This window comes from Streptomyces sp. RLA131 (assembly GCF_056270125.1).
Genome location: NZ_JBWDOQ010000002.1, coordinates 7,839,756 through 7,852,466, shown reverse-complemented (window position 1 = coordinate 7,852,466; position 12,711 = coordinate 7,839,756). Strand labels below are relative to the sequence as shown.

Genomic DNA, 12,711 nt, shown 5'->3' with positions numbered 1-12,711 from the left:
CCATCGTGGGGATGGCCGTCCTGCTGCCCGGCGCACCCGATCTGGCGGCGTACTGGCGGAATCTGACGGCCGGTACGGACGCGGTGACCGAGGTTCCGGCGGGCCGGTGGGACGCCGACTACTACCGTCCGCGCCCGGACGGCGCCGGCGGTCCGGCCGCCCCCGACCGGGTGTACTGCCGGCGCGGCGGGTTCGTGGACGAGCTCGCCGACGTGGAGGTCACCCGGTTCGGGATCATGCCCGCCTCGGTGCCCGGCACCGAGCCCGACCAGCTGATCGCCCTCCATGTGGCCGCCGCGGCCCTCGCCGACGCGGGCGGCGAGGAGCGGCTGCCCGACCGGCAGCGGGTGGGGGTCGTGCTGGGCCGGGGCGGCTATCTCACCCCCGGGCTGGTCCGGCTCGACCAGCGGGTCCGTACCGCCGGGCAACTGGTGCGTACGCTGGGCGAGTTGCTGCCGGATCTGGGCGCCGACCAGCTGGAGCGGGTCCGGGCGGCCTTCACCGACCGGCTGGGCCCCGACCGTCCCGAGGCGGCCATCGGGCTGGTGCCCAATCTCGCCGCCTCGCGGGTGGCCAACCGGCTGGACCTGCGCGGCCCCGCCTACACGGTGGACGCCGCCTGCGCGTCCTCGCTGGTCGCGGTGGACCAGGCGGTGGCGGAACTGGCCTCCGGCCGCTGCGACCTGATGCTCGCCGGCGGGGTGCACCACTGCCACGACATCACGCTGTGGAGTGTCTTCTCGCAGCTCGGCGCGCTCTCCCCGAGCCAGCGCATCCGCCCCTTCCACCGGCACGCCGACGGCATCCTGATCGGCGAGGGCACCGGTGTCGTGGCGCTCAAACGCCTGGCGGACGCCGAGCGCGACAACGACCGGATCTACGCGGTCATCCGGGGCACCGGCGTGGCCAGTGACGGCCGTACCGCGGCTCTGGCCAGCCCGGATCCCGGCGGCCAGACCCGGGCCGTACGGCAGGCCTGGCGGGCGGCCGGGCTCGACCCGCGCGAGCCCGCCTCGATCGGGCTGCTGGAGGCGCACGGCACCGCGACGCCCGCCGGGGACGCGGCCGAACTGGTCACCCTGGCCGAGGTGTTCGGTCCCGGGGGCGGAGCCGAGGACGCCGTGATCGGGTCCGTCAAGTCGATGATCGGCCACACCATGCCGGCCGCCGGGGTGGCCGGGCTGGTCAAGGCCGCCCTCGCCGTCCACCACGGGGTGCTGCTGCCCACCCTGCACTGCGACGACCCGCACCCGGCACTGGCGACCACCCGGTTCCGTACGATCGGCACGGCGGCGCCGTGGGACGCGCCGGTGCGCCGGGCGGCGGTCAACGCCTTCGGCTTCGGCGGCATCAACGCCCATGTGGTGCTGGAGCAGCCGCCGTCGGCCCCGCGTCCGGTACGCCGGGCCGTGGTGACCGAGCCGGAACGCGTCCTGGCGCTGACCGCCGACACCCCGGACGGGCTGGCCGCGCTGCTCGCGGCGGACGACTCCGCGGTGCTGGCCCGGGCGGCGGGCGGCACCGGCCGTACCCGGCTCGGCATCGTCGACCCGACGGCCAGACGGCTGGCGCTGGCCCGGCGCATGGTGGCCAAGGGCCGTCCCTGGCGCGGCCGGAACGACATCTGGTTCGCGCCCACCCCGCTGCTGGGCGCGGCGGCCCCGGGCAAGGTGGCCTTCGTCTTCCCCGGTCTGGAGGGCGAGTTCACGCCCCGGACCGACGGCGTCGCCGAGTACTTCGGGCTGGCCGGCCGCCCCGGCGTGCCGGGTGTGCCCGGCGGCAAGGGGGAGGAGGCACGGGTCGGCGACGTCGGCCGGCACGCCGTCGGTGTCTTCGGTGTCGGGCGCCTGCTGGACGCCGCGCTGCGGCGGATGGGGATCGTGCCGGACGCGGTGGCCGGACACAGCCTCGGCGAGTGGACGGCGATGGTGACGGGCGGCCTCTACTCCGGCGCCGACGCCGACGCCTTCCTCGACTCCTTCGACCCGGACGCGCTGCGCGTGCCCGGCCTGGCCTTCGCCGTGCTCGGTGCCTCCGCCGACCGGGTGGGTGCCGCGCTGGAGGAGCGGGCGGACGACCGGGTCGTACTGTCCCACGACAACGCGCCGAACCAGTCGATGGTGTGCGGTCCGCGCGCCGGCGTCGAGGAGTTCGTACGGTCCCTGCGCGCCGAGGGCGTGATCGGACAGGTACTGCCGTTCCAGTCCGGCTTCCACACCCCGATGCTTGCCCCGTACCTGGGCCCGATCGCGGCCGCCGCCGGCCGGTTCGACCTGCTCCCGCCGCACGTCCCGGTCTGGTCCGGGACCACCGCCTCCCGCTATCCGGCCGATCACGCCGGGGTACGCGAGCTGTTCGTCCGGCACCTGCTGGAGCCGGTGCGGTTCCGGCAGCTGACGCTGGCCCTGTACGAGGCCGGGTTCCGGGCGTTCGTCCAGGTCGGCACCGGGCAGCTGGCCTCACTGATCGGCGACACCCTGCACGACCGGGAGCACCTCGCCGTGGCCGCCAACTCCCCGCACCGCGACGGCGTCGCGCAGTTGCGCCGGGTGGCCACCGCCCTGTGGGCCGACGGTGCCCGCCTCGACCCTGCGCTGCCCCGCCCCACGGCCGGGACGGTGACCCGGCGGCCGACCCGGCTCGACCTCGGCGGCGCGCTGATCTCCCTGGACGGGACGGATCTGGCGGCGCTGCGCCACGAACTCGCCCCGGCGGCGGCCGCGTCCCGCACGACCCGGCCGGTGTCCGCTCCCGTGTCGGCGCTCGACGCCATGGCCGGGCGCTTCCCGGTGGCGGCCGAACTCGGCGCGCTGCTGCGGGAGACGGCCGGCACCGCCGCCGAGCTCATCGCGGCCGGCAGCGGCCGGCGCACGGCGCCGCCGGTCGGCCCGGCCCCCGTACGGGAGCGCCCGCGGGGCGAGTCGCAGAGCGTGCTGCGGGTCTCCACCGACGCCATGCCGTATCTGCTCGACCACTGCTTCTTCCCCCAGCGGCCCGGCTGGCCCGATGAGACGGACCGCTGGCCGGTGGTCCCGGCCACCACCATCGTGGGGCATCTGATGGACGCGGCCGAGCGGGCCGCCCCCGGGACGCGGGCCGTCGCGGTGCACGACGCCCGGTTCGACCAGTGGGTGACCGCCGCGCCGCCGGTCGAGGTGCCGGTCACCGCGGTGGCCTCGCCCGACGGCCCGGACCGGTTCGCCGTCACCTTCGGCCGCGCCGCCCGCGCCACGGTGGAGGTCGCCGCCCGCCACCCGGCTGTCCGGCCCGCGCCCTGGCGCACCGACCCCGCCGGCGAACGTGACCCCGACCACACGGCGGCCGAGCTGTACCAGGGGCGCTGGATGTTCCACGGCCCGGCGTTCCAGGGCGTCACCGCGATCACCGCGATCGGCGAGTCGCACGTACGCGGCACGATCACCACACCGGCCGCGCCCGGGGCGCTGCTGGACAACGTCGGCCAGCTGCTCGGCTACTGGATCATGGCCACCCGTACCGAGCGGACCGTGGTCTTCCCCGTCGGGATGCGGCGGATGCGCTTCTTCGGGCCGCACCCGCGGCCCGGCACCGCGGTGGAGTGCGTGGTCAGGATCGTGACACTGACCGACGCCGTGCTCGAAGCCGATGTGCAGCTCGTGACGGGCGACGGCGAGGTGTGGGCGCAGATCGACGGCTGGCAGGACCGCCGCTTCGACAACCACCCCGACACCAAGCCGGTGGAACGCTTCCCGCAGCGCAACACGCTCTCCCGGCCGCAGCCGGGCGGCTGGGTCCTCCTCCACGAACGGTGGCCGGACCTGGCCTCCCGCGACCTGATCATGCGCAACCACCTGGGCGGCGCCGAGCGCGCCGGGTACGAAGGCCGTCCGCCGCGCGGTCGGCGGCAGTGGCTGCTGGGCCGGATCGCGGCCAAGGACGCCGTACGGCGGTGGCTCTGGGAGCACGGCGAGGGCCCGGTGTTCCCCGCCGAGATCCAGGTGACGTCCGACGAGCGGGGCCGCCCCCACGCCACCGGGCTGTACGGCCGCGTCCTGCCGGACCTGGACCTCTCGCTGGCACACCGGGCCGAGGCCGCGGTCGCCCTGGTGACGGCGCGCGCCGGGGGCACGAGCCCCGGCATCGACATCGAGGAGATCACCGACCGCGACCAGGCGACCCTCGCGGTCGCCTTCGGCGAGGCGGAACGGCGGCTCCTCGCCTCCGTACGCACCGCCCGCGGCGGGTCCGAGGCGCTGTGGGTCACGGTCTTCTGGGCCGCGAAGGAGGCCGTGGCGAAGGCCGAGGGCACCGGATTCCTCGGCCGGCCAAGGGACTTCGCCGTGGTCGCGGCGGAGCCGGGCCGGCTCGTGGTCGAGGTCGCCGCCGCTCCCGGCCGGACCGTGCGCCGCTACCGGGTGCACAGCACACATACCGCCAACCCTCCCGGGCTGCCGGACAGGGACTACGCCGTGGCCTGGACGACCGGCCCGGCGGACAACGACGAGGAGACCGATCAGTGACGGTGACCACCAGTGAGCAGACCGTTCTCGCGGAGATCGCCGGGATGCTCCGGACGCTGCTCGACGAATACGGCCTGGACGACATCGAGATCACCATGAAGACCCGCTTCACCGACGACCTGGAAATGGAGAGCATCGACCTGGTCACCCTGGCGGGCAGCCTGGAGGCCCGGTGGGGCCGGCAGGTCAACTTCGCCGAGTTCGTGGCCGGTCTGGAACTCGACGAGATCATCGACCTCACCGTGGGCCGCCTCGTCGAGTACGTCGCCGGGTGCATCGGCGCGGACGGGCGGAGCTGACCCGTGGCGATGCTCCAGACGGACCGCATCAGGCTCCATGTGCAGCGGCTCGCCCCGCCGGACGGCCGTCCGGCCACCGCCACCGCCGTCCTCCTGCACGGCCTGCTCACCGACAGCCTGGCCAGCTACTACTTCACCGTGGCCAACGGTCTGGCCGCCGCGGGCCTCGACGTGGTCATGTACGACCTGCGGGGGCACGGCCGCAGCGAACGCCCGGCGACCGGCTACCACCTCGACGCCTTCGTCACCGACCTCGAAGCGCTGCTCGCCGGCCTGGGGATCACCGGCCCGGTCCATCTGGTCGGCAACTCCTTCGGCGGGACGGTGGCCTTCGGATTCGCCGACCGTCACCCGGAGCGGGTGGCGGGTCTCACCGTGATCGAGTCGGAGCCCCCCACCGCGGCCTGGGCGGCCAAGCTCGGCCGGATCCTCGGGCGCACCGCCGCCGAACTGGACAGGAACGAGGCGGACACCCTGGCCTGGATCAGCACACACCGCGGCGCGCACACCGCGCGGCTGGCCAGGTCGGCGGCCCGGCTGGTGCGTACGACCACCATCACCCAGGACATCCCGGCCAGCCCGGTGCTGAGCGAGGACCGGATCCGCGCGCTGCCCTTCCCGGTGACCGCCGTCTACGGCAGCGACTCGGACCTCGCCGACCAGGCGGACTGGCTGGAGTCGCTGCTGCCGCGCAGCCGGACGGTCATCGTCCCGGGCCATGAGCACTCCGTCCTGGTCGAGGCACCCGCGCTGGTGCTCGACGTCGTCCTGTCCTGCGTCGTGTCATGCGTCCCGTCCCCCGGCCGGCGGAACACCGGACTCGCGGAACGCGCCGCGACGGGCGGGGTGCGGTGAGCCGATTCCTCTTCGTGGTGCCCCCGCTGGTCGGGCACATCAATCCGGCCGTCGGTGTCGCCGCCCGGCTCGCCGCCCGGGGACACCGGGTGGCCTGGGCCGGGATGCCGGAGATCGTCGTACCGCTGGCCGGGGACGGTGCCGTGGTCTTCCGCTGCGCCGGACCGCGGCCCGGCGAGGACGGCGCCGTCCGCCCGCCCGGATTACGGGGCGCGGGCGCTCTCAAGCTGCTCTGGGAGGGCTTCCTCGCGCCGCTCGCCGAGCAGATGGCGCCGGGCGTACGGGCCGCCGCCGAGGAGTTCCGCCCCGATGTGATCGTCGCCGACCAGCAGGCCGTCGCCGGCGGCCTGACCGCCGAGCGGCTGGGCATCCGGTGGGCCACCTCGGCCACCACCTCGGCCGAGTTCACCGGCGCGCTCGACGGCATGCCCAGGATCGACGCCTGGATCGACGGGCTCATGGCCGGGCTGCGGAACCGGATCGGAGACCTGGCCGGTACGGCCGACCCCCGCTTCTCCCCGCGCCTGGTCCTGGCCTTCACCACCGAGGAACTCGCCGGGCGGGCCTCCAGGGACGGTGAGCGGATCCGCTGGGTCGGCCCGTCGATCGACGCCCGCCCCTCCGCCCCGGACTTCCCCTGGGACTGGCTCGACCCACGGCGGCCCGCCGTCCTGGTCAGCCTCGGCACCGCCAACGCCGACGCCGGGGCCCGTTTCCTCGGCGAGTGCCGCGCGGCCGCGCGCGGCCGCGCCGACCGGCTCCAGATGGTGATCGCCGACCCGGCGGGCTCACTCGGCCCGCCCCCGGCCGCCGACCACGACAAGGACAAGGACATCCTGGTACTCCCGGCCGTCCCCCAACTGCCCCTGCTGGAGCGGGTCGACGCCGTCGTCTGCCACGCCGGGCACAACACCGTGTGCGAGGCGCTGTGGCACGGCGTGCCGCTCGTCGTGGCCCCGATCCGCGACGACCAGCCGGTGGTGGCCGGGCAGGTGGTGAACGCCGGGGCGGGCATCCGGGTCAGATTCGGCAGGGTCACCGCGCCCAGGCTCGGTGAGGCGCTCGACGCCGTTCTCCACGACCCGGGCTACCGCGCCGCGGCCGCCCGGGTCGGCACGTCCTTCCGCGCGGCGGGCGGCGCCGCCGCAGCCGCCGCCCACCTCGAACAGCTGGCCGTGGAACCCGTCAAGGAGGAGCAATGAGCGCTAGTGCCGAGAGCGGCGCGAGCAGCGAGAGCCCGGAACCGCGGCCCACGGCGTCCACGCCCGGCCGCGCCGAAGCCGTCGCCGCCCTCCGTCCGCGCTATCAGGCCGACCTGGACCGGGGCACCGGGCGGTTCTTCGAGCCGCGCCGGAAGAAGTGCCCATGGTGCGGCTCGGACCGGCTGAAGCAGCGGCTGCGCACCACCGACCGCTTCCAGCACAAGCCGGGCAGCTTCCAGCTCGACCGGTGCGAGGGCTGCGGCCACACCTTCCAGAACCCCCGGCTCAGCGCGGAGGGCCTGGAGTTCTACTACCGCGACTTCTACGACGGGCTGGGCGAGAAGAGCCTCGGCGGTGTCTTCGCCGGACGGCGGAAGATGTACAGGCGGCGCGCCGCGTCCCTGGCACCGTACGCGGACGCCCCGAAGAACTGGCTGGACGTCGGCACCGGCCACGGCCACTTCTGCGAGGCGGCCCGCGCCGTCTTCCCCGGCACCTCCTTCGACGGGCTGGACCTCACCGAGGGCGTCGAACTGGCCGCGCGGGAGGGCCGCGTGGAGCGGGCGTTCCGCGGCGGGTTCGTCGGCCTCGCGGACGAACTGACCGAGAGCTACGACGTGGTGAGCATGTTCCACTACCTGGAACACAGCACCGACCCGCGCAGCGAACTCCGCGCGGCGCGGCACGCGATCCGCCCCGGCGGGCATCTGCTGATCGAGGTCCCCGACCCCGAGAGCCGTTACGCCAGGCTGCTCGGCCGCTGGTGGCTCCCCTGGCTCCAGCCCCAGCACCTGCACTTCGTACCGGTGGCCAACCTCCGCCGGGAGCTGACCGGCCTCGGCTTCACCGTCCTCGCCGAACAGCACACCGAGCCGCACGACCCGGTCGACCTGCTCGCCGCCGTCTGGCTGCTGCTGACGGCCGTGGCCCCGCGCGAGGACTCCCCCTGGCTGCCCGAACGGCCCGGCCTGCTCCGCCGTCTGCTGCGCCCCGCGGTTCTCCTGGCCGGCGTGCCCGCCCTCGTCGCCGGAACCCTGCTGGACCGGCTGCTGGTCGGACGTATGGCGGGCCGGTGGGGTCTGGCCAACGCCTACCGGGTGATCGCCCGCCGGGGCTGATCGCCGGCGCCCCGCTCGACGACGACCGTACGTGCTCCGGGCCGAGCGGTCCCGCCGGACCGGTCAGCCGGTCAGCCGGTCAGCCGGTCAGGGTGCGCAGCAGGGGGCGCAGGCTCCGGGTCAGTTCGGCCGGGTGGGTGAGGTAGGGGGCGTGGCCGCCGGGGAGTTCGACGAGGTCGGTGTGCAGATGGCCGGCGAGCCACCGGGACGCCTCGTAGCCGTGGTGGTACCCGGCGGCGGGCGGGCGGTTGTCGGCACCGGCCGCGACGACCCGCGGGACCTGGACACCGGCGAGGTCGGCAGGGGTGGGCAGGTACTCGATGAGGGCGCCGAGTTCCCCGTCGAGATAGACCTGCCCGTTGGGCAGCAGCCGCCGGAGGAGGTCCGATCCGGCGGCCACCAGGCCGTGTTCGCCCCAGGACCAGCGGAGCAGCGCCTCCATGGCGCCGTCCGGGCCGCCCCGGGCCATGCCCTGCTCGAAGCGGCGGCCCAGCTGTCTGCGCACCTCGTCGGGGTCGGAGCCGACCGCGAGGAACGGCGGCTCGTGGATGACCGCGGCGCGCACCACCTCGGGGTGGCGCACCATCAGGTCGGTGGCGATGGCGCCGCCGGCACCCGAACCGAGCACCGTCGCCGGGGCCAGGGCGAGCCCGCCCAGCAGCCGGGCGGCGTCGTCGGCCTGCTCGTCGATCGACGTCGAGGTCCAGTTCCTCGGGCGGGGGCTGCGGGAGTTCCCCCGGCGGTCGTAGGAGACCACCGTGTACTCGTCCGCGAGCGCCTCGGCCACCCTGGCCCACAGCCCCGCGTCACCCCCGGCGCCGGGGATGCACAGCAGCGCGGGGCCGGGTCCCCACCGCTCGTAGCAGAGCGTGACGCCGCCGACATCGATGCAGCTCATGGTGGTCCCGCCGCCTTCCGTCCGGCCCGGTCCTCCTCATGTCACCATCACGGCGCGACCCGCGCCACGGGCCGCGCCGTGGGTTCGGGGTCCCCCTGGTCGCCGAGGGCGGCGGTGAGGCGCTCGCCGTACCCCGTCATCGCGAAGGCGGGTGCCGGAAACGCACTGGAGCCACGCCGACCGCGCTGGCTAGGGTCGTGGGATGAGTAATCGCACCTTCCGTATCACCGTCCGCGGTGTCTTCGACGGACTCAGCACTGATCAGCGTGCCGAGCTCCTGGCCCGTGCCGCGGAGCACGACGTCCTGCGGGCGGCCTTCACCTCCGAGGGGCACCTCAGCTACGACCTGGCCGCGCGATCCGCCTTCACCTTCCGCTTCCTGGACTCGGGGGAGGAAGAAGAGGACATCCTGGAAGCGACCGAACGCGCCGAAGAGGCGGCGAGAACGTGGCTGGCCGAACGCGGCTACGGCTGCAAGAACCTCAGGAGCAGCGCCGAGGACCTCTCCCGGGCGGCGTTGGGCAAACGGCAGCGCCGCGCCGCAGCCCAGAAGAACGTGTGACCCGCAGCAGTACGCTCTTCGCCCGCCCGTCGGGGCACTCGCGTTGTCCCGGCCGCGAGATCACCGACCGTGCTCCGGCCCCGCTGCCCATCCGGGCTCCGGGCCCGCCACCGGTCACATGCCGACCTGGGCCTGCCTCACGGCCCTGACCGTCGGGGACGGCTGCCCTCGGCCGGCAGCGCCCGCAGGGCCCGGTGCTCAACGCTGTCGCCGGGTGTGCAGGGCGAACGCTCCGGCCACCACCACGGCGCCGCAGAGCACGGCCGGCGCGGCCTTCGACGGGACGGCCCCACGGGACCGCGCGGCGAGGCACGACCAGCTCGACTGGACGGACAGGACGGAGCCGAGGCTCTGCATCGAGCCGATGGAGACGACCGACAGCGCCGAGCCGATCGAGCCGACGGACAGGGCGGAGCCGATGGATCCGATCGACAGGCTGCTGCCCACCGAACCGATGGACAGCACCGATCCCACCGAGCCGATCGACAGGAAGGAGTCGGTCGACCAGAGCGAGAACGAGCGCGTGCCGCGCGCGGGGAGTTTCGTCATGGCCCCATGCTCCCCCGGCGAACCGGGAATCCTCCGGCATTCGGCAGCCTCCGTCCGGCATCAGCCGTCACAGGCGCGCATGGCGCTCGATGTCCTCCCGGAACTCGGTGAGCGCCTGGTCGGTGAGGGTGGGCCGGGTGTCGGCGATGGCGTCGAGGTAGTCGTCGGTGCCGGCCGGCGTGCCCTGGCGGTCGGCGACCTCGCGCGCGAAGGCGGCGTGGGACCCCTTACCGGCGGCGAACTCGATGTCGGCGGGGGTGAACATCTCGCTGGCCGCCACCAGCCGGTCCAGTTCGACGCCCTCGGCGGCGGTGCCGAGGTAGCGCCGCCAGATCGCCGCCCGGGCGCCCGGGTCGGGCGGACCGACCGGGATGACGTAGTCGAAGCGGCCGGGGCGCAGGAACGCCGGGTCGAGGGAGCGGACGGAGTTGGTGGCGCACATCAGCAGGCGCTCGTCGTGGTCGCGGAAGCCGGGGATCAGCTTGAGCAGTTCGTTGGTGACCCCGTGGCCCGGGTCGACGGCCACGCCGGACCGGACACCGGCGATCTCCTCGACCTCGTCGATGAAGAGCAGAACGCTGCCCAGTTCGGCCAGCTCGGCGAAGGTCTCCCGCAGCGAGGTGGCCAGGCCGCCGGCGGCCCCCGCCGCGAGCCGGGAGGGGAAGAGTTCCACGAACGGCCACTCCAGCCGGGAGGCGACGGCCTTGGCGAAGCTGGTCTTGCCGGTACCCGGCGGGCCGAAGAGGATGACCGCCTTCGGCGGCGTCACCCGGTACTGGTCGGCCAGTGCCGGTTCGGCCAGCGGCAGCACGATCCGCCGCTCGATCGCCTCCTTCTCCCGTTCCATTCCGGCGAGGGCATCCCACAGCCCCTGCGGCAGCAGCCTCCCGCCGAGCTCCGCGAGCAGCCCCGCGTCGCCGGGGTCGAGGTGCTCGACCTTCTCGTAGAGGACCAGCCCGGCACGCGTCCGGTAGCCGGAGTTCTCCAGGGCGGCGGTTCCGGTGGCGCCGGGGGCGAGCAGTGCGGCGATCCGGCGCACGCCCTGCGACCGCAGGCGCCGTTCGAGTTCGGCGATCAGGGCGCTGCCGATCCCGCGGTTGCGCCACGTTCCCGCCAGCGCCACCAGCGTGATCCAGGCCCGCTCGCCATGGGCCTGCGCCACCGCCATGCCCACCATGTCGTCGCCCACCACGGCGACCACGGCGGGCCCGCCGCTCCGGGCCGCGGTCATGACCTCGGAGACGGGGAACACGGCGGGTGCGTCGTCCGTCTGCCGGTCCTGGTCCCAGATCTGGATGGCGCGGTCCAGGTCGTCGTCGTGGAAGTCACGCAGTCGCCACTTCGGCATCGTCACCACCTTGGCCCTGTCAGGGCGGCGTCCTGCCCCCATTGTCCGCGCGGGGCCGGACGGCGGCCCGTCGAGCGGAGCGCCCGGGACGAGATCCGTCCCGGGCGGCTCCACCCCTGCGTTCAGCCGGAGGTCAGGGGGTGGCGGGGGGCGAGGGCGCGGGCGATGCGGGAGGCCACCACCTGGGCCGTGTTGCCACCGGGGGATCTGCGGCCCACGGTCGTGCTGACCGCGATGGCCAGCCGCTGGGCGGGCAGGTAGGCCTGGACGGCTGCGTAGCCGAAGAACGAGGGGTTCTGCGCGATCCAGTCCTTCAGGACGATGACACCGAGGCCGAAGTGCCTGGCCCTGGTGTTGTGCGGGCAGACGGTCGCCGCGCAGGTGGCGGTGGCCTTCCCCAGGCCGACCGTCCCGGGGTCGAGCTGCACCTTGAAGGAGCGGCGGGAGAGGAGTTCTCCCGCGCCGATGCCCTGCGCCGAGCGGGCCAGGTCGCAGATGTGGGTGGTGAGGACCGCGCCGGGGGCGGTGGTCCACGAGGGGTTCCAGTACGTGGACTGCTGGTAGCTGCCGCGTTCGGCGTCGTAGGAGTGCAGTACGGGGGCCGGGATCGCGGGGGTGTGGCTGTTGCGGGTGTCGCGCAGTCCGAGGGGGTCCATGACGCGGTGCCGGAGCAGGGCGTCGAGGGGGGTGCCGGTGATCTTTTCGAGGGCGGCGCCGAGGATCACGAAGTTGGCGTGCGAGTAACTCCAGTTGGTGCCGGGCTTGTACAGCAGAGGGTGGCCGGTGGAGATCCCGACGAGTTCCCCTGGCGTCCACTGGCGGAACGGGTCGGCGTAGAGCGCCGCGATGAACCCGGGGTCGGTGACGTAGTCCCTCAGGCCGGAGGTGCTGCTGCCGAGCATCCGCAGGGTGATCGTGTTCGCGTGCGGCAGCCCGGGCAGCCAGCGGGAGACGGGGGCGTCGAGGCGCACCTTCTTCTCGTCGACGAGCTGGAGCAGGACCGTGCCCAGATACGCGATGCCCACCGACCCGGCACGGAAGTGCATGCCGGGCCGGGCGGGCACGCCGGCCCCGGACTCGCCGAGTGCGCCGGTGACGACCTCCCGGCCGTGGCTGTTGACCCGGAACAGCACGGATCTGAGGTGGAGGTCCCTCTTTGCCTGTCTCGCGATGTCGAGGAGCCGGCGGGCCTGGCTGTGCGCGGGGGCCGGGGAGCCGGCACAGGCGTGGCGCTGCCGGGGATGTGCGGTGGCCGGGGCGGTGGCCCCGGTGCCTGCCACGGTCTGGAGCGTCGCGGTGATCAGGGTGGCGGCGCACAGCATCGCCGTCCGTGTACGTGTCATATCGCACTGTGTACGGAAGAACGCGATGATCCGGATTG

The 12,711-nt window shown here is 74.4% G+C and carries 10 protein-coding genes; 6 read left to right on the top strand and 4 right to left on the bottom strand.

What is annotated here, in order from left to right; translation table 11 throughout:
- The first annotated feature begins 11 nt into the window (after window positions 1-11).
- The 5 genes from RWE79_RS36455 to RWE79_RS36435 are packed head-to-tail and all read left to right on the top strand — an operon-like array spanning window position 12 to window position 7,973.
- Window positions 12-4,499, top strand: a complete 4,488-nt coding sequence (locus RWE79_RS36455; RefSeq protein ID WP_475946333.1) for a beta-ketoacyl synthase N-terminal-like domain-containing protein — start codon at window positions 12-14, stop codon at window positions 4,497-4,499.
- Window positions 4,500-4,543: 44 nt separating this feature from the next.
- Window positions 4,544-4,798, top strand: a complete 255-nt coding sequence (locus RWE79_RS36450; protein WP_475946331.1) for an acyl carrier protein — start codon at window positions 4,544-4,546, stop codon at window positions 4,796-4,798.
- 9 nt (window positions 4,799-4,807) lie between these two features.
- Window positions 4,808-5,653: an alpha/beta fold hydrolase gene (locus RWE79_RS36445; protein ID WP_475946329.1), complete on the top strand. Its 846-nt coding sequence runs from the start codon at window positions 4,808-4,810 to the stop codon at window positions 5,651-5,653.
- On the top strand, window positions 5,650-6,855 hold the full coding sequence (locus tag RWE79_RS36440) for a glycosyltransferase (protein ID WP_475944624.1): 1,206 nt from the start codon (window positions 5,650-5,652) through the stop codon (window positions 6,853-6,855). The genes RWE79_RS36445 and RWE79_RS36440 overlap by 4 nt, the downstream gene beginning before the upstream one ends.
- A complete protein-coding gene (locus tag RWE79_RS36435; RefSeq protein ID WP_475944622.1) occupies window positions 6,852-7,973 on the top strand; it encodes a class I SAM-dependent methyltransferase in 1,122 nt (373 codons plus the stop codon). The genes RWE79_RS36440 and RWE79_RS36435 overlap by 4 nt, the downstream gene beginning before the upstream one ends.
- A gap of 79 nt (window positions 7,974-8,052) precedes the next feature.
- On the opposite strand, the gene RWE79_RS36430 is transcribed toward RWE79_RS36435, so the two are convergent.
- Window positions 8,053-8,871 carry an alpha/beta fold hydrolase gene (locus RWE79_RS36430; RefSeq protein ID WP_475944620.1) on the bottom strand — a complete coding sequence of 273 codons (819 nt, stop codon included), beginning with the start codon at window positions 8,869-8,871 and terminating at the stop codon, window positions 8,053-8,055.
- A gap of 202 nt (window positions 8,872-9,073) precedes the next feature.
- On the opposite strand from RWE79_RS36430, the gene RWE79_RS36425 reads away from it, so the two are divergent.
- On the top strand, window positions 9,074-9,433 hold the full coding sequence (locus RWE79_RS36425; RefSeq protein WP_475944618.1) for a DUF6204 family protein: 360 nt from the start codon (window positions 9,074-9,076) through the stop codon (window positions 9,431-9,433).
- Between the two features lie 198 nt (window positions 9,434-9,631).
- On the opposite strand, the gene RWE79_RS36420 is transcribed toward RWE79_RS36425, so the two are convergent.
- The 3 genes from RWE79_RS36420 to RWE79_RS36410 all read right to left on the bottom strand — a co-directional run bounded on the left by RWE79_RS36420 (window position 9,632) and on the right by RWE79_RS36410 (window position 12,673).
- Window positions 9,632-9,982, bottom strand: coding sequence for a hypothetical protein (locus RWE79_RS36420; RefSeq protein WP_475944616.1), 351 nt, complete (start codon window positions 9,980-9,982; stop codon window positions 9,632-9,634).
- A gap of 67 nt (window positions 9,983-10,049) precedes the next feature.
- Window positions 10,050-11,330 (bottom strand): ATP-binding protein, encoded by a 1,281-nt coding sequence (locus RWE79_RS36415; protein ID WP_475944614.1) that lies wholly within the window; start codon window positions 11,328-11,330, stop codon window positions 10,050-10,052.
- Between the two features lie 122 nt (window positions 11,331-11,452).
- Window positions 11,453-12,673 carry a serine hydrolase domain-containing protein gene (locus tag RWE79_RS36410; RefSeq protein WP_475944612.1) on the bottom strand — a complete coding sequence of 407 codons (1,221 nt, stop codon included), beginning with the start codon at window positions 12,671-12,673 and terminating at the stop codon, window positions 11,453-11,455.
- Window positions 12,674-12,711: the final 38 nt, after the last annotated feature.

Bases quoted from the DNA above. Each gene is read 5' to 3' on its own strand.
- RWE79_RS36415 (WP_475944614.1), bottom strand. From the start codon at position 11,330: ATGCCGAAGTGGCGACTGCGTGACTTCCACGACGACGACCTGGACCGC.
- RWE79_RS36430 (WP_475944620.1), bottom strand. From the start codon at position 8,871: ATGAGCTGCATCGATGTCGGCGGCGTCACGCTCTGCTACGAGCGGTGG.
- RWE79_RS36445 (WP_475946329.1), top strand. From the start codon at position 4,808: ATGCTCCAGACGGACCGCATCAGGCTCCATGTGCAGCGGCTCGCCCCG.
- RWE79_RS36435 (WP_475944622.1), top strand. From the start codon at position 6,852: ATGAGCGCTAGTGCCGAGAGCGGCGCGAGCAGCGAGAGCCCGGAACCG.
- RWE79_RS36455 (WP_475946333.1), top strand. From the start codon at position 12: ATGGCCGTCCTGCTGCCCGGCGCACCCGATCTGGCGGCGTACTGGCGG.
- RWE79_RS36425 (WP_475944618.1), top strand. From the start codon at position 9,074: ATGAGTAATCGCACCTTCCGTATCACCGTCCGCGGTGTCTTCGACGGA.
- RWE79_RS36420 (WP_475944616.1), bottom strand. From the start codon at position 9,982: ATGACGAAACTCCCCGCGCGCGGCACGCGCTCGTTCTCGCTCTGGTCG.
- RWE79_RS36410 (WP_475944612.1), bottom strand. From the start codon at position 12,673: ATGACACGTACACGGACGGCGATGCTGTGCGCCGCCACCCTGATCACC.
- RWE79_RS36450 (WP_475946331.1), top strand. From the start codon at position 4,544: ATGCTCCGGACGCTGCTCGACGAATACGGCCTGGACGACATCGAGATC.